15 protein-coding genes and 1 pseudogene are annotated in these 15,062 nt (G+C 59.1%); 13 read left to right on the forward strand and 3 right to left on the reverse strand.

Annotation, left to right across the window (positions count from 1 at the left end; all coding sequences use genetic code 11):
- The 5 genes from AACY36_RS18375 to AACY36_RS18395 are packed head-to-tail and all read left to right on the forward strand — an operon-like array spanning position 1 to position 4,584.
- The gene (locus AACY36_RS18375) at positions 1 to 1,989 is read left to right on the forward strand and encodes a heme lyase CcmF/NrfE family subunit (protein WP_339497402.1); all 1,989 of its coding nucleotides are present in this window, start codon (positions 1 to 3) and stop codon (positions 1,987 to 1,989) included.
- A complete protein-coding gene (locus AACY36_RS18380) occupies positions 1,986 to 2,522 on the forward strand; it encodes a DsbE family thiol:disulfide interchange protein (RefSeq protein ID WP_339414715.1) in 537 nt (178 codons plus the stop codon). Before AACY36_RS18375 ends, AACY36_RS18380 begins: the two co-directional genes overlap by 4 nt.
- Positions 2,519 to 2,992: a cytochrome c-type biogenesis protein gene (locus AACY36_RS18385; protein ID WP_339414714.1), complete on the forward strand. Its 474-nt coding sequence runs from the start codon at positions 2,519 to 2,521 to the stop codon at positions 2,990 to 2,992. Before AACY36_RS18380 ends, AACY36_RS18385 begins: the two co-directional genes overlap by 4 nt.
- Entirely contained in the window at positions 2,985 to 4,172 is a 1,188-nt protein-coding gene (gene ccmI, locus AACY36_RS18390) for a c-type cytochrome biogenesis protein CcmI (RefSeq protein WP_339414713.1), read from the forward strand. Before AACY36_RS18385 ends, ccmI begins: the two co-directional genes overlap by 8 nt.
- Positions 4,173 to 4,188: 16 nt before the next feature.
- Positions 4,189 to 4,584, forward strand: coding sequence for a hypothetical protein (locus AACY36_RS18395; protein ID WP_339414712.1), 396 nt, complete (start codon positions 4,189 to 4,191; stop codon positions 4,582 to 4,584).
- Positions 4,585 to 4,759: 175 nt separating this feature from the next.
- Here the strand turns inward: AACY36_RS18395 and AACY36_RS18400 are convergent, their stop codons facing one another.
- On the reverse strand, positions 4,760 to 5,038 hold the full coding sequence (locus AACY36_RS18400) for a DUF6124 family protein (RefSeq protein ID WP_339414711.1): 279 nt from the start codon (positions 5,036 to 5,038) through the stop codon (positions 4,760 to 4,762).
- Positions 5,039 to 5,303: 265 nt separating this feature from the next.
- On the opposite strand from AACY36_RS18400, the gene phnN reads away from it, so the two are divergent.
- Positions 5,304 to 5,876, forward strand: a complete 573-nt coding sequence (gene phnN, locus AACY36_RS18405; RefSeq protein WP_339414710.1) for a phosphonate metabolism protein/1,5-bisphosphokinase (PRPP-forming) PhnN — start codon at positions 5,304 to 5,306, stop codon at positions 5,874 to 5,876.
- 71 nt (positions 5,877 to 5,947) lie between these two features.
- Here phnN and AACY36_RS18410 read toward each other — a convergent pair whose 3' ends face one another.
- Complete coding sequence (locus AACY36_RS18410) at positions 5,948 to 6,634, reverse strand: ArsR/SmtB family transcription factor (protein WP_339497403.1); 687 nt, start codon at positions 6,632 to 6,634, stop codon at positions 5,948 to 5,950.
- Between the two features lie 74 nt (positions 6,635 to 6,708).
- Between AACY36_RS18410 and AACY36_RS18415 the strand changes: the two genes are divergently transcribed.
- From AACY36_RS18415 to AACY36_RS18440, 6 genes and pseudogenes are all read left to right on the forward strand, one after another.
- Positions 6,709 to 7,830 carry a cytochrome P450 gene (locus AACY36_RS18415; protein WP_339414708.1) on the forward strand — a complete coding sequence of 374 codons (1,122 nt, stop codon included), beginning with the start codon at positions 6,709 to 6,711 and terminating at the stop codon, positions 7,828 to 7,830.
- 112 nt (positions 7,831 to 7,942) lie between these two features.
- Positions 7,943 to 8,131: a type II toxin-antitoxin system HicA family toxin gene (locus AACY36_RS18420; protein ID WP_339414707.1), complete on the forward strand. Its 189-nt coding sequence runs from the start codon at positions 7,943 to 7,945 to the stop codon at positions 8,129 to 8,131.
- An 11-nt stretch (positions 8,132 to 8,142) separates the two neighbouring features.
- The gene (locus AACY36_RS18425; RefSeq protein WP_339414706.1) at positions 8,143 to 8,547 is read left to right on the forward strand and encodes a type II toxin-antitoxin system HicB family antitoxin; all 405 of its coding nucleotides are present in this window, start codon (positions 8,143 to 8,145) and stop codon (positions 8,545 to 8,547) included.
- Between the two features lie 212 nt (positions 8,548 to 8,759).
- Positions 8,760 to 10,484, forward strand: a complete 1,725-nt coding sequence (locus AACY36_RS18430) for a M10 family metallopeptidase C-terminal domain-containing protein (protein WP_339497405.1) — start codon at positions 8,760 to 8,762, stop codon at positions 10,482 to 10,484.
- A 283-nt stretch (positions 10,485 to 10,767) separates the two neighbouring features.
- Positions 10,768 to 11,249, forward strand: a pseudogene (locus tag AACY36_RS18435) (type II toxin-antitoxin system HicB family antitoxin).
- Between the two features lie 161 nt (positions 11,250 to 11,410).
- Positions 11,411 to 12,991, forward strand: a complete 1,581-nt coding sequence (locus AACY36_RS18440) for a M10 family metallopeptidase C-terminal domain-containing protein (RefSeq protein WP_339497407.1) — start codon at positions 11,411 to 11,413, stop codon at positions 12,989 to 12,991.
- Here AACY36_RS18440 and AACY36_RS18445 read toward each other — a convergent pair.
- Positions 12,954 to 14,150 carry an MFS transporter gene (locus AACY36_RS18445; protein WP_339414703.1) on the reverse strand — a complete coding sequence of 399 codons (1,197 nt, stop codon included), beginning with the start codon at positions 14,148 to 14,150 and terminating at the stop codon, positions 12,954 to 12,956. The genes AACY36_RS18440 and AACY36_RS18445 overlap by 38 nt on opposite strands.
- Before the next feature lie 175 nt (positions 14,151 to 14,325).
- Here AACY36_RS18445 and AACY36_RS18450 point away from each other — a divergent pair, with 175 nt between their 5' ends.
- A complete protein-coding gene (locus AACY36_RS18450) occupies positions 14,326 to 14,940 on the forward strand; it encodes a DUF5666 domain-containing protein (RefSeq protein WP_339436670.1) in 615 nt (204 codons plus the stop codon).
- Positions 14,941 to 15,062 lie beyond the last annotated feature (122 nt).

The raw sequence follows: 15,062 nt of genomic DNA on the forward strand, positions 1-15,062 counted from the left end.
ATGACGTCCGCACTGTTTATTCCGGAACTGGGTCAGTTGGCGATGATCCTCGCCCTGTGCTTTGCCATCGTCCAGGCGGTGATGCCATTGCTTGGCGCCTGGCGCGGTGACCGCCTGTGGATGAGCCTGGCGCAGCCGGCCGCCTGGGGCCAGTTCGCGTTCCTGCTGTTCGCGTTTGGCTGCCTGACCTACGCCTTCATGACCGACGACTTTTCCGTCGCCTATGTCGCCAATAACTCCAACAGCGCGCTGCCGTGGTACTACAAATTCAGCGCCGTGTGGGGCGCCCACGAAGGTTCGTTGCTGCTGTGGGCGTTGATCCTCGGCGGCTGGACCTTCGCCGTGTCGGTGTTCTCGCGCCAACTGCCGCAAGTGATGCTGGCGCGGGTGCTGGCGGTGATGGGCATGATCAGCATCGGTTTCCTGCTGTTCCTGATCATGACCTCCAACCCCTTCACGCGCATCTTGCCGCAGATCCCGGTGGACGGGCATGACCTCAACCCGCTGCTGCAAGACATCGGCCTGATCGTGCACCCGCCAATGCTTTACATGGGTTACGTGGGTTTCTCCGTGGCCTTCGCCTTCGCCATCGCCGCCTTGCTGGGCGGGCGTCTCGATGCAGCCTGGGCGCGCTGGTCGCGGCCGTGGACCATCGTCGCCTGGGCGTTTCTCGGCATCGGCATCACCCTCGGTTCGTGGTGGGCTTACTACGAACTTGGCTGGGGCGGCTGGTGGTTCTGGGACCCGGTGGAAAACGCCTCCTTCATGCCATGGCTGGTCGGCACGGCATTGATTCACTCGCTGGCCGTTACCGAAAAGCGTGGCGTGTTCAAGAGCTGGACCGTGTTGCTGGCCATCGCGGCGTTTTCCCTCAGCCTGCTCGGCACATTCCTTGTGCGTTCGGGCGTGCTGACGTCGGTGCACGCGTTTGCGTCCGACCCGGAGCGCGGCGTGTTCATCCTGATCTTCCTACTGTTTGTGGTGGGCGGCTCACTCACGCTGTTCGCCCTGCGCGCCCCGGTGGTCAAGAGCCAGGTCGGCTTCAACCTGTGGTCGCGGGAAACGCTGCTGCTGGGTAATAACCTGGTGCTGGTGGTGGCCGCGTCGATGATCCTGCTCGGCACTCTGTATCCGCTGGTGCTGGATGCCCTCAGTGGCGCCAAACTGTCGGTCGGCCCGCCGTACTTCAACGCGCTGTTCATCCCTTTGATGGGCCTGTTGATGGTGGTGATGGCGGTAGGCATGCTGGTGCGCTGGAAAGACACACCGGTGAAATGGCTGGCCGGCATGCTGATGCCAGTGTTGCTCGGCAGCGTGGCCTTGGCGGTGATCGCCGGCTTCGCTTATGGCGACTTCAACTGGGCAGTGCTCGCGACCTTCCTGCTCGCTGCCTGGGTATTGCTGGCCGGCGTGTGCGACATCTTCGACAAGACCCGCCACAAGGGCCTGCTCAAAGGCTTGCCGACGCTGACCCGCAGCTACTGGGGCATGCAGATCGCCCACATCGGTATCGCCGTCTGCGCCCTGGGCGTGGTGCTTTCCAGCCAGAACAGCGCCGAGCGCGACCTGCGCCTGGCGCCCGGTGAGTCGATGGACCTGGCCGGTTACCACTTCATCTTCGAAGGCGCCAAGCACTTTGAAGGCCCGAACTTCACGTCAGACAAAGGCACCGTGCGCGTCGTCCGCAACGGCAAGGAAATCGCCGTGCTGCACCCGGAAAAACGCCTGTACACCGTGCAGAGTTCGATGATGACCGAAGCCGGGATCGACGCCGGTTTCACCCGCGACCTCTATGTGGCACTGGGTGAACCGCTGGGCGAGGGTGCCTGGGCGGTGCGCGTGCATGTGAAACCGTTCGTGCGCTGGATCTGGTTCGGCGGTTTGCTCACCGGTTTCGGTGGTTTGCTCGCCGCGCTGGACCGGCGTTATCGGGTCAAGGTCAAGAGCCGGGTGCGTGAAGCGCTCGGCCTGCAAGGAGCGGCGGTATGAAGCGTTGGTTGATGGTTGTGCCGCTGGCTTTGTTTTTGGTGGTGGCGGTGTTCCTTTACCGTGGCTTGTACCTGGACCCGGCCGAGTTGCCCTCGGCAATGATCGGCAAACCGTTCCCCGCGTTCAGCCTGCCGACGGTGCAGGGCGACAAGACCCTGACCCAGGCCGACCTGCTGGGCAAACCGGCATTGGTCAACGTGTGGGGCACCTGGTGCATCTCGTGCCGCGTCGAACACCCGGTGCTGAACACTCTGGCCGAGAAGGGCGTGGTGATCTACGGCATCAACTACAAGGACGACAACGCAGCGGCCTTGAAGTGGCTGGCCGAGTTCCACAACCCGTACCAGTTGGATATCCGTGATGAAGACGGCAACCTCGGCCTGAACCTTGGCGTGTACGGTGCCCCGGAAACCTTCTTCATCGATGCCAAGGGCGTGATCCGCGACAAATACGTGGGTGTGATCGATGAGGTGGTCTGGCGCGAACAATTGGCCGCCAAGTACCAGGCGCTGGTCGATGAGGCCAAGCCATGAAGCGCTTGTTAGCCGCCGCTGTTCTGGCGCTGGGATTGGCTGGCGTGGCCCACGCCGCCATCGACACCTACGAATTCGCCAACGACGCCGAGCGTGAGCGTTTCCGCGACCTCACCAAGGAACTGCGCTGCCCCAAATGCCAGAACCAGGACATCGCCGATTCCAACGCGCCCATCGCCACCGACCTGCGCAGAGAGATCTTCCGCATGCTGGGGGAGGGCAAGGACGACCAGCAGATCATCGACTTCATGGTCGACCGCTACGGTGATTTCGTGCGCTACAAACCGGCCCTTACCGGCAAGACCGCGTTGCTCTGGTTCGGCCCCGCCGGGCTGTTGCTGGCCGGCGTGGTGGTGATGGCCGTGATCGTGCGCCGCCGCCGCGCCGCGCCTACCGATGGTTCCGACGCGCTGTCCCCTGAAGAGCGTAAACGTCTCGACCACTTGCTGGACACCAAGACTGATGATTGATTTCTGGCTCGCAGCCGGCTTGCTGCTACTGATTGCCCTGAGTTTCCTGTTGATCCCTGTGTTGCGTGGCCGCCGTGCCCAGCGTGAAGAGGACCGCACCGCGCTGAACGTGGCGCTGTATCAGGAACGCGTCGCCGAGCTGCAAGTGCAGCAGGACGAAGGCGTGCTGAATGCCGCGCAACTCGACAGCGGCCGTGCCGAGGCTGCTCGCGAATTGTTGGCTGACACCGAAGGCGTGGAAAAACCTCGCGAATCGCGTTTGGGCAAACCGCTGCCATTTCTGGCGGCCTTTTTGGTGCCTGTCCTGGGCGTTGCGCTGTACCTGCATTATGGCGCGAGCGACAAGGTCGAGCTGACCCGCGAATTCTCCCAGCCGCCGGTGTCCATGGAAGACATGACCCAGCGCCTGGAGCGCGCCGCGGCCGCGCAGCCTGATTCGGCGCAAGGCCTGTATTTCCTCGGTCGCGCCTACATGGCTCAGGAGCGTTCCGCCGATGCCGCGAAAGTCTTCGAACGCACCGTGGCATTGGCCGGGCGCCAGCCGGAACTGCTCGGGCAGTGGGCTCAGGCCCAGTACTTTGCCGACAATAAACAGTGGTCGCCAAAGGTCCAGGCGCTAACTGACGAAGCGTTGAAGCTTGACCCGAAGGAAGTCACCAGCCTTGGCCTGCTGGGTATCGCGGCGTTTGAAGGCCAGCGTTATCAGGAAGCGATCGATTACTGGAACCGTCTGCTGGCGCAACTGCCGCCGGGAGACAATTCCCGTGCGGCGCTGCAGGGCGGCATTGACCGTGCGGCCGAGAAGCTGAAAGAGAGCGGCGGCACCGTCGCCCCTCAAAAATCCGTGATGAAAGTCCGGGTGGACGTGTCCGCCGAGGTGAAGGCCAAGGCGCTGCCAACCGACAGCGTATTCATCTTCGCCCGCGCCGTGAAAGGTCCGCCGGCACCGTTGGCAGCCAAGCGCGTCACCGTCGCCGAACTGCCGATCACCGTCGAACTGGGCGATGCCGACGCGATGATGCCGCAGTTGAAACTGTCGAACTTCCCTGAAGTCCAACTGGTTGCGCGCATATCCCGGGCAGGTCTTCCGACCGCTGGCGAGTGGATCGGCCGCAGCCAACCCCTGGCCAGCAGCACCACTGCGCTGCAGCAGCTGACCATCGACAGTCCGGATAAGTAAACTTGAGGAAACGCCTATGACCGCACTCGCACGCATCACCCTGCTCAGCCTGGTATTGGGCCTGAGCGCTTGCGCGGTCCACCGGCCACCTCCTGCGCCTACCGGCCCGACCATCCCATCGTCGGGCCCGTCTACCCAGCCAGGCACCAAACCTTCCGGTCCGGTGACCCCGCCGCCGAAGCCAGTGCCAACCCAATCGCCAACCTTCGCACCCCCTCCAGGCGCCGCCAGCCACTGGGACGGCAAGATGCAGGTGTATGTGCTGGAAGAGCAGCCCGACACCTTCTACCGCCAGCGCACGTATTACCGCTGGAGCAACGGCTGGAGCCGCTCCATCAGCCCGAACGGGCCGTGGGAAGAGACCGACGTGCAGGGCGTGCCGCCGGGGTTGAGCAAGCACTACGCGCAATGACAACAGGCGACCTTCGGGTCGCCTTTTTTTGATCGTTCCCACGCTCCGCGTGGTAGCGCATCCCGTGACGCTCTGCGTCACCTCGTGCAAGGCTCAAGCCCTACGCCAATTTAGGGACGCAGAGCATCCCAGGCGGCATTCCCACGCAGAGCATGGGAACAATCATTTCAGGCCGTCAGGCCACGGGACACTCCCGATTCAGCGCCTCATCCACCAACAACTGCGCGATCTCGATCATCTGCACCACCGCCAACACCTGTTTACGGCCCGAGCCATCCAAATGCTCGGCGCAGTCGTACGCACAGACAGTCGCCGATTCAAGCAGCTCGCTGGCATTGCTCAGGGCAGCTTCGGTGCTGAGGCCGGGGCGGACGATGAAGATTACGTTGGTGGCGTGTTTTTTTTGGGGGGCATCCGAAGTGGATGGCGCGGGGTTAGGCGTGACTTTTTTCATGACGAAGCTCCTATGAATGAGCACCTCCATCTCGCTACCACACCCGTTCGCTGATTTTGCAGCGCCCGGCGAAGAGAAGCGGCGAGGTTGATCGGACACAACCCGAAATCTGTGTAGGGCAGGTCCTAACGATGGCTCAGCGCTTCCATCTAGTGCGCTACTGTCATAACAACGAAATACCAGATGGCGAACGGGTCGCACTCGGGTAATGTGGCCCCGCCGGCCCACTGACCTGGGACCGGCGACCAGCAAAGAGGGTGTGTTGATGGCAGGCAGGTTGATCTATCTCATCGGACCATCGGGTTCGGGCAAGGACAGCCTGTTGGATGCCGCACGACCGCGTTTGGTCGAGCGCGGTTGCCGCATCGTGCGCCGCGTCATCACCCGTTCGGCGGAAGCGGTGGGCGAGGCCGCGCAAGGTGTTAGCCCGGCGCAATTTGCAGCGCTGGAAACGGCGGGCGCGTTTGCGTTGAGTTGGCAGGCGAATGGGTTGTGCTATGGCATTCCCAGGGAAATCGACGACTGGCTGGCCGCAGGCGAAGACGTACTGGTCAACGGCTCCCGTGCTCACTTGGCGCAAACCCGTGAGCGCTATCCCACCTTGCTGGTGTTGCTGCTGACGGTTGATCAAGCCATATTGCGCCAGCGGTTGGTCGCGCGGGGGCGTGAAGCTCTGGCAGATATCGAAGCGCGCCTGGCGCGCAATGCGCAACTCACTGCCGAACTGATTGCCGGCAATGGCCCAGGGTTGTTCGTGCTGGATAACTCCGGCCCGTTGGAGCATACGGTCGAGCGCTTGCTGTGCTGCCTGGATCATGGCCATTCGGCATGCGCATGACCGAGGTGGCTTGCCAGCGAAGATGTTGCTGATACATCGCTGGTAGTGACCCGACAGCCCGCTCACTACATTCAGGTTTCTATTCCGAATCGGCTAGCCAGTGCCTTTCGTCCCTTGGGCGTCAAGCCGAGTGCCCGGGTATCCAGGTCCTGTGTCACCCATTCCCGGCGGATCACGCTTTGCAGCAATGCCGCACCCAATGCTCCCGCCAAATGCGGACGGCGCATGCTCCAGTCCAGGCAGGCACAGGCAAAACGCCGGCGCTGTGAACGCAGTGCGGCGACATCCACCCCGAGGTCGATCATGGCTTTTTCACCTGTCAGGCTGAGCTGGTAAGTACCCTCGCCAATCAGCCAGCCCGCTGCGATGAAATGGTCATGCAGCTGCACCGCCAGCGTGCCGGCCATGTGGTCGTAACAGGTACGCGCGAACTGCAAGCGGGTGGGGGTGTTCGGCACAAAGGCGTTGGCACTGTGGCGGCTGATGACCATCAACCCTTCGATGGCCTGGGCGATGTGCGGGCCTGTCAGGCTGTAGTAACGGTGGCGCCCCTGGGTGTGCAACATGATCAGGCCCTGGTCCTTGAGCCTGGCCAAGTGGGCGCTGGCGGTGGAGGTACTCACTTCAGCGATCACCGCCATTTCGGCGCTGGTGCGCGCATGGCCGTCCATCAACGCGCAAAGCATTTTCGTACGCGCAGGTTCTGCAATCGCGCCGGCGATTTGCGAGAGGGCGGCGTCAGGGTCGTGGCCGTTCATATTTCGTTCCTGAGCGAATCGTTACCGTGCGGCGTGGCTGATAGTACCGGTTCTTTTAGAACAGGACCTGCCGAATGACACCGCTGCAAGCTGCGACCCATGCTGACCCTTATGATTACTACGCTCGCTTGCGGCGCAATGCCGGCCTGCTGTTCGATACCGACCTCGGGCTGTGGATAGCCAGTTGCGCGAAGACGGTCGAGGCCGTTTTGGCGCATCCTGACTGCTGCGTACGCCCGCTGCATGAGCCGGTTCCGGCCGCGATTGCACAACGAGTGGCGGGCCAGGTATTTGCTCGGCTGATGCGCATGAATGAAGGCGTGGCCCATCGCTGCCCAAGAGCGGTGATGGAGCCTGCGTTGGCCGCTTTGGATGCGCAACGTATAGCCCTCGACGTGGAGCAGCTCAGTGCCGGCGTGAACAATCTGGATGCGTGGATGTTCACCTTGCCGGTATCGGTGGTTGCACGTCTGCTGGGCTTGCCTGATGAGCAGTTGCAGATCGTTGCCGGCCTGACGCGGGACTTCGTGGCCTGCCTGTCGCCGTTGAGCAACGAAGCCCAACTGCGCAACGCCGATGCCGGGGCATCACAGCTGAGGCAGATGTTCAGCGGGGTGCTTGAGCAAACGGTGTTGTTGTCATCTATCCGCGCGGGCGATTGGAAAGACGCCGAGGTGATGTCTGCCAACCTGATTGGGTTGTTGTCGCAGACCTGTGAAGCAACCGCTGGCCTGATTGGTAATTCGCTGGTGTTACTTGCGCGACGACCTGACTTGGTTGAACGGGTTAAGCGTGAGCCCACAGTGGCGATCGCACTGGTGCAAGAAGTGGCGCGCTTCGACTCGCCCGTGCAGAACACGCGGCGATTCGTGGCACGGCGCTGCACGATTGGCCGTTGGGTACTGGAGGCGGGGGACACTGTTTTAGTCCTGTTGGCGTCCGCCAACCGCGACAGCGATGCACATTCGCAGCCCGATAGCTTTGTGCTTGAACGCCCGCAGCGACGGCTGTTCAGTTTTGGCTTGGGGCGCCACCAGTGCCCAGGCCAGACGCTCGCGCTGACTATTGCCGCGCAGGCCATTGTGCAATTGCTGCGTCGTCAGCCGGCCGTGCTCGAGCACGCTTGCCAGCAAGGCTACTGGCCGTCCCTCAATGGCCGTATCCCCAGGTTCAACGCCGCGCCGGTTAGCTCGTAAAGCTGGCTTTCAACATCCCGCAAAAAAACTGCCAGTCAGCCTTACGTATTTTGTGCTTGAGTAAAGATAACTCTAGGGTTATTTTTATTCGGGCCAAGCCAAGGAGGCTGAGGTGCAAAGCAGGTTATTGATCAAGGAACTGCAAGAGGCAGGTTGGGTGTTGGATCGGGTCACGGGCAGTCATCCTATTTTTACCCATCGCTATAACCCGTACACGATTCCAGTACCTCATCCGAAAAAGGACCTGCCGCTGGGCACCGTCACAAGCATCAGGAAACGCGCAGGCTTGTTTCAGTTTTAAGGAGAGCATTCATGCAATACCCAATCTGTATCGAATGGAACGATGACTTCACCGCCACCGGTATCCAGATCCCCGATATTCCAGGTGCATTCACCGCCGGGGACAGTTTTGAAGAGGCCTACAACGCCGCTGTGGAAGTCGCCCACATCCTGTTGCAGGAGATCGCCGCAGAGGGCGGGCCGATACCGATGCCAACGTCGGTGGCCAACTATCACGCGCACGACGACTACGCGGGAATGGGCTGGGGGATGTTGGAGTTGGACATCTCGCCCTATCTGGGCAAGACCGAGAAGGTCAATGTGACCTTGCCCGGTTACGTCATTCAACGCATCGATCGTTATGTGCGTGAGCACAAGGTTAAAAGCCGCTCGTCATTTCTGGCGGATGCGGCGTTGGAGAAGTTAGTGCGTTCATAAAACGAAAATATAGTCGAGCTTTATGGTTTAGTGTGAGGGGTTGTTAGTTTTTTTAGGCCGTATTTTCAGCGTTTCAATTGGTATGAAACCAGTGCTTGTTTGGTGTTTTTTTGTGTGCGATTTTGCTCTGGCATGCACTGCTTACTCAGTCGTAATTCAGGTGCGTAGTATAAGTAATTATGTCAGGCCTTATAAAAGCTAGAGAGCTGCCCATGAAGACGCCAAGTATTTCCACCGTTCCGTACAATGCCAGCGCTTTAGAATTTCACGCTATTAATCCAGGCGCTAACAAACCTTCCTATGCGACGGATAAAGCGGCGAAACATCTTACACGTGGAGGTTATATATGGAGGGGTCGAAATAAAGACAAGAAAGTAGACCTTTCCTATACCTTGGATCCAAAGTTCACCCCTGATCAGAAGCGACGAATCCGGGAGGACATTCACTCTTGGGCAGAGGTGACCAACGTGAACTTTGTAGAAAATACCAAGGGGCTTGATGGTTCCCTCCATATCTCAGCCATACCTGGATACGCCGGCGGCGTCGCGAGCCTGCCCAATGAGTACATGAGGAGCGGCACGGTCAACGTTGGTACTGGCGGAACTGATGGAAAGCTGGAACATGGGACCGTGTTTGACAGTGTGGTTGTCCATGAAATTGGTCATGCTATCGGTCTGGAGCATCCTCACGGAGCGGGACCGCGTTATCGGGAGGACTCAACCGCTTATACCGCCATGAGCTACCACGATGCTTCTTTTGGCGATCATCCTTACAAAGGGAAAAAAATCTCGGCCCCCATGATGCATGATATTGCTGCGGTACAAAAATTGTACGGTGCGAATACCAACACTCGAAAAAACAACACTACCTACGGCTTCAATTCCAATGCCGGTCGAGACTTCTACAGCCTCAACAGCGCTAAAGACAAACCTGTTTTCTGTGTATGGGACGCTGGCGGGGTTGATACCCTGGACTTTTCCGCTTTTCACCAGCAACAGAAAATCAATCTGAATGCCGAATCGTTTTCGGATGTGGGAGGCATGAAGAACAACGTCTCCATCGCAAAAGGTGTGAGGCTGGAAAACGCTGTTGGTGGCTCTGGTAATGACACATTGATCGGAAATCAGGTAGGCAATCGCCTCAAGGGTGGGGCCGGAGCGGACAAGCTTGAGGGCGGCGGCGGGGCGGATATCTTTGCCTATGACAGCGTGGCAGATTCCACGGCTGAGTCCTCTGATTGGATTCTGGATTTTGTCAGTGGCACTGACAGAATCGACATATCCAAACCATTGAGGCGTGCTGCTGTGAAGATTCTGTGGATTGTTGACCAATTCAGTGGCCAGGCTGGCGAGGCAGTATTAAGCCACAATGCCAGCACTGGTCAGGGAAGCCTGGCTCTTGATCTGACAGGTAATGGCAAGTCCGATTTTCTGGTGAAAAGTAATGGAAAAATTCACTACAAGGACCTGATGGTCAACCCCGAGCCATCCACTTCAATTCAGCATGAACCCGATTTGACTACAGTTCCAGAACCTGATCCAAAGCCAAAGCCAGATCCGCCAAGAACGAGAAGAGATGACAAAACAAAAGACGATAGGGGTGGCAAGACGTTCACGTATGATTCTACTTCTAAATCGAACTGTCAAAAAATCAACCGCTTAAAGAACTTCACAAGTGGCAAGGATAAAATTGATTTAACCAAGGTGGTTGAAAAATCGGGTGTTTCGCTGACGCAGGTAGATAAGTTTACAGGGAGAGCTGGTGAGACGGTCATCATGAAATCAAACTGTGATGGCCGGTACTGGGTGGACGTTGACTTGGATGGAGATAAATGCAGTGATTTTATTGTCAATAGCCCTCACGTAATACGGGGTGGAGATATTGTAGGTATGAAGTTGAACCGAAAGTATGATCGGCAGTTATCCGAGCGTACTTGATGTTATTGCAACGAAGCGCACTGATTCAATACTCGGTCGATTTCCAGGGACTGATGCCTCATTAAAGCCGTCCGCCATTTCTGGCAGACGGGCTTTGACAGGTAGTCAGGCGCGTCAGGCAGTCGCCACCGAGGCCTCCCAAGAAGGACCTGCCGCTGGGCACCTTCAGAAGCATCAGGAAACGCGCCGGCCTGTTTGAGTTTTAAGGAGAATATTCATGCAGTAACCAATCTGTATCGAATGGGGCGATGACTTTACCGCCACCGGTATCCAGATCCCCGATATCTCGGGCGCAGTCACCGCCGGGGACAGTTTTGAAGAGGCCTACAACGCCGCTGTGGAAGTCGCCCACATCCTGTTGCAGGAGATCGCCGCAGAGGGCGGGCCGATACCGATGCCAACGTCGGTGGCCAACTATCACGCGCACGACGACTACGCGGGAATGGGCTGGGGATGCTGGAGTTGGACATCTCGCCCTATCTGGGCAAGACCGAGAAGGCCAATGTGACTTTGCCAGGTTATGTCATCCAGCGCATCGACCGGTATGTGCGTGAGCATAAGGTCAAGAGTCGTTCTTCCTTCCTGGCAGATGCTGCGCTTGAGAAGCTGGTGCGGTCCTGCGGAAGGGTTAATGGATGTGTCCTGAGCGCTGGAAAAACGGCGTACTTGAGCAAGCATTGCTTGTTTAGATTTTGTTTTTCTCTTGTAAAAACAACTCGATATCGCCCGGGCATTTGTGTTGTTGAGTGTTTAATTTGCAAATGAATTCTTGGTTGTTTCGCCCCGTATTTCGAGGCGCGCAAGTGTTGCGATTAGAACCAAATCTGCGTTGGTATCAGATTTTTCAACGTGCGAATTTACCTCTGGAGTGGTTGGCCGACGATCCGTTGGCCGGCCCTATTTATTAAAACCAAAGGCGCCGCACAATGAACAATTATGACCTGCGTAGTGTTATTCCTCTTCACAACCTACCAGTATCGGACCTCGGCCCGTTTGGTGCGAGGGCTGGTAACAAGCCGTCTTACGCCACGGACCAGGCAGCCAAACACATCACACGGGACAACCTGCGATTTCATGACCGTAATGGCGACTCGAAGGTCGACGTGAATTACACGGTGGACAACAGTTTCACTAAACCACAGCAGCAACGCGTCCGCCAGGCGGTGCAGTCCTGGCAGGACGTAGCCAATATCAATTTTCGCGAGCAGTCAGGCAACTCGGACGGCACGCTCAATATCCGCAATAACCCTCGCGGTGATCGCGGGGTTGCCACATTTCCCGGTCGCTCCACTTCCAACACATCTGCCACGATCGGCACGCTTAGAGAGAGCGGGTCACCGGCATTGGGCAGTCACTTTTCCGTCACTGCGATCCATGAGGTGGGCCACGCCATCGGCCTGCACCATCCGGGGAACTACAACGGTGGTGGCTCCAATTACCAGAACGGCGCGGTCTACGCCGAGGACACAAAGGCGCGCACGGTGATGAGTTATTGGTCGGAGAAGAATCAGAAGGGGCACGACTTCAAGCGGCAGAACCCCTCTGCGCCGATGATGGACGATATCGCGGCGGCGCAACGCTTGTACGGGGCCAACCACCAAACCCGTAACACCGACACCACCTATGGCTTCAATTCCAATACCGAGCGGGAGGCGATGAGTCTCAATAAGGCCACGGACAAACCCGTGTTCTGTGTCTGGGACGGTGGTGGTGTCGACACGCTGGATTTCTCCGGGTTTTCTCAGGACCAGAACATCAACCTGAATGCCGAATCGTTTTCTGACGTAGGCGGGTTGAAGGGCAGTGTGTCCATTGCCAAGGGCTGCACGATTGAACACGCGATTGGCGGCTCTGGCCGGGACACGATATCGGGGAATGAAGCCGGTAATCGGCTCAAGGGGGGTGGGAAGGGCGACACCCTGAGAGGCGGTGCCGGCGCAGACACCTTTGTCTACGACAAGGCCGGCGACTCCACGCCATCCGACCCTGACATGATCGAGGACTTCACCAGCGGCACCGATAAGATCGACGTTTCGGGCGCCATAAAGGACGCGGGTGTGGGGGCCCTGGTTTTTACTGACCGTTTCACCGGGCGAGCGGGTGAGGCGATGCTCAAGCATGACCCCAGTACGGGCCTCTCAAGCCTGGCTATTGACCTGAAAGGCACGGGCAACGCGGACCTGGTAGTCAAGAGCAAAGGGGAGATCAAGTCAGCCGACGTGCAGGGGGGCGGCGAGACACCTAAAGTCCAGCCTATGCCTATGCCTATGCCTATGCCTATGCCTATGCCTATGCCTACGCCTGCCCCTGCACCCGCCCCGTTGCAGGATAAGACACTGGAAGGCGCCGCCGGCTTGATCCAAATGTTTGCCATCACCCTGTTAGCGTTTTTCTCGCAGTTGATTAAGCCTGATAACGTCGCCGTCCGGCCAGGCATCCGCGGGGAAAAACCAGCCTTGAACCCGTCACTCAAGCGGTGGCGGCCATGGCCTGACGCGAAGCGCTGAGGAACCGCAACAGCGCCAGCAGCGGAAACGCGCTGCCCACCAGCATCACGCCCAGCCAGCCGCCGTGTTCATACACGCTGCTGGCAATCGCCGAGCCGAAGGCGCCGCCGATGAAGATGCTGGTCATGTACAGCGCGTTCAGTCGGCTGCGGCTGTTGGCGTCGAGGGCGTAGATGGCGCGTTGGCCAAGCACCATGTTCATCTGCACGCAGAAGTCCAGGACCACGCCGGTCACGGCCAGGCCGATGACGCTGTACAACGGATGTACGAAGGCTGGCAGGAAGCTCAGCGCGGCCAATAGCATGGCCAGCAACGAAGCACGGTGGGTATGGCCGGCGTCGGCCAGGCGACCTGCGATAGGCGCGGCGATGGCACCCAGGGCACCGACCAAGGCAAACAGCGCGATTTCACTTTGGCTCAGGCCGTGGTTGCGTGCCAGCTCCAGTGGGGCGGCGGTCCAGAACAGGCTGAAGGTGGCGAACATGCAGCCCTGGTAGAACGCCCGTTGGCGCAGTACCGGTTGCTGACGCAGCAAGGTGCCCAAAGAACCCAGCAATTGGCCATAGCTGGCGGAGTGATCCGGCTGACGTTTAGGAATGGTCAGCATCAGCACCACGCTGATAAATGCCATCAACGCGGCCGCCGCCATGAACATTGCGCGCCAGCCAAAGTGATCCGCGACCACGCTGGACACCGGTCGGGCCAGCAGGATACCCAGCAACAGGCCACCCATGATGCTGCCGACTACACGGCCACGGGACTCGGCGGGCGCCAGGTGCGCGGCCAGCGGGATCAGGATCTGCACCGACACCGAACTGAAGCCGATCAGCAGCGACACCAGCAAAAACAGGTTGGGTTGTTCGGTGTACGCTGCCCCCAGCAGGCTGGCGATAGCGAGCACGGTAGTGGCGATCATCAGCTTGCGGTTTTCCAGCAGGTCGCCCAGGGGCACCAGGAAAAACAAGCCAAGGGCGTAGCCGATTTGCGTCAGCGATACGATCAGGCTGGCCATGGCAGGCGTGAGGCCGATGTCCGGCGCGATCAGTTCGATGATCGGTTGCGCGTAGTAGATGTTGGCGACGATGGCGCCGCAGCAAAACGCAAACAGCATCACCATGCTCCGGGTCATGGTGCTTGTAGCGTGGGAAGTAGCGTTCATGGTGTTCTCATAACAGCGAAGGAAGTGGAGCGAGCCTAAAGACAACACCGTAGCCTGGGTAGGCTGGTGGCAGTGATAACACTCATGCTCGGTAATGATGAGTGAATCGTTAACTTTCTGTGTGAAGGGGAATGATACATTCAGAAACAACCGCCGAAACAGGAAATCCATTACGATGAAGATCACGTTGAACAAGATGCTCCTGGCTTCCACGCTGGCCGCCGCTATGGCCGTAGGGCTGGCCCAGGCTGCCGAGGCCCCGCGCGTGGGCGTGCGCGGCGCCATCACCGCCATAGACGGCGATACGATGCACGTCAAGGTCAATAGCGGCGAAGACGTCACGGTGCATTTGACACAGGCCACTCAAGTACGCGCAGTCACCCTGGCCAGGATCGACGAGATCAAGCCTGGCAGTTACATCGGTTCGGCGGCCATGCCCAATGCTGATGGCACGTTGACTGCGCTTGAAGTGCATGTGTTCCCACCGGCCATGGCCGGTACGGGCGACGGGCACCGCGCGTTTGATTTGAAAGAAGGCAGCAGCATGACCAACGGCACCGTTGGCGACTTGGTGGTCAGCAACGGCCGTACCCTGACCGTGAAGTACAAAGGCGGCGAGAAGAAGATCGTGGTGCCGGAGGGGGTGCCGATCGTCAACCTGGAAGCCGGCGATCGCAGCTTGCTCAAGGCGGGGGTGAAGGTGGTGTTGTTTGCGGCGCAGGGGGCGGATGGGACGGTCACTGCCCAGGCCATCTCGGCCGGCAAAGATGGCGTAACACCCCCTATGTAGTTGGCTTTTTCATATAGGCTGGTTCCGACGCAGTTACAGGACTTGTCTGGCAAGGCCGCAGGGGCTGCCTGTCGTAGATTCGACGCATGCACGCTCGCAGGCTGAATCAAGACAGGAACCTC

Source organism: Pseudomonas sp. EA_15y_Pfl1_P101 (assembly GCF_963970835.1).
Taxonomy (GTDB): Bacteria; Pseudomonadota; Gammaproteobacteria; order Pseudomonadales; family Pseudomonadaceae; genus Aquipseudomonas; species Aquipseudomonas tritici.

Excerpts from the sequence above, each read along its gene's own strand:
- AACY36_RS18375 (WP_339497402.1), top strand. The coding sequence starts at position 1 with ATGACGTCCGCACTGTTTATTCCGGAACTGGGTCAGTTGGCGATGATC.
- AACY36_RS18380 (WP_339414715.1), top strand. The coding sequence starts at position 1,986 with ATGAAGCGTTGGTTGATGGTTGTGCCGCTGGCTTTGTTTTTGGTGGTG.
- AACY36_RS18385 (WP_339414714.1), top strand. The coding sequence starts at position 2,519 with ATGAAGCGCTTGTTAGCCGCCGCTGTTCTGGCGCTGGGATTGGCTGGC.
- ccmI (WP_339414713.1), top strand. The coding sequence starts at position 2,985 with ATGATTGATTTCTGGCTCGCAGCCGGCTTGCTGCTACTGATTGCCCTG.
- AACY36_RS18395 (WP_339414712.1), top strand. The coding sequence starts at position 4,189 with ATGACCGCACTCGCACGCATCACCCTGCTCAGCCTGGTATTGGGCCTG.
- AACY36_RS18400 (WP_339414711.1), bottom strand. The coding sequence starts at position 5,038 with ATGAAAAAAGTCACGCCTAACCCCGCGCCATCCACTTCGGATGCCCCC.
- phnN (WP_339414710.1), top strand. The coding sequence starts at position 5,304 with ATGGCAGGCAGGTTGATCTATCTCATCGGACCATCGGGTTCGGGCAAG.
- AACY36_RS18410 (WP_339497403.1), bottom strand. The coding sequence starts at position 6,634 with ATGAACGGCCACGACCCTGACGCCGCCCTCTCGCAAATCGCCGGCGCG.
- AACY36_RS18415 (WP_339414708.1), top strand. The coding sequence starts at position 6,709 with ATGACACCGCTGCAAGCTGCGACCCATGCTGACCCTTATGATTACTAC.
- AACY36_RS18425 (WP_339414706.1), top strand. The coding sequence starts at position 8,143 with ATGCAATACCCAATCTGTATCGAATGGAACGATGACTTCACCGCCACC.
- AACY36_RS18430 (WP_339497405.1), top strand. The coding sequence starts at position 8,760 with ATGAAGACGCCAAGTATTTCCACCGTTCCGTACAATGCCAGCGCTTTA.
- AACY36_RS18440 (WP_339497407.1), top strand. The coding sequence starts at position 11,411 with ATGAACAATTATGACCTGCGTAGTGTTATTCCTCTTCACAACCTACCA.
- AACY36_RS18445 (WP_339414703.1), bottom strand. The coding sequence starts at position 14,150 with ATGAACGCTACTTCCCACGCTACAAGCACCATGACCCGGAGCATGGTG.
- AACY36_RS18450 (WP_339436670.1), top strand. The coding sequence starts at position 14,326 with ATGAAGATCACGTTGAACAAGATGCTCCTGGCTTCCACGCTGGCCGCC.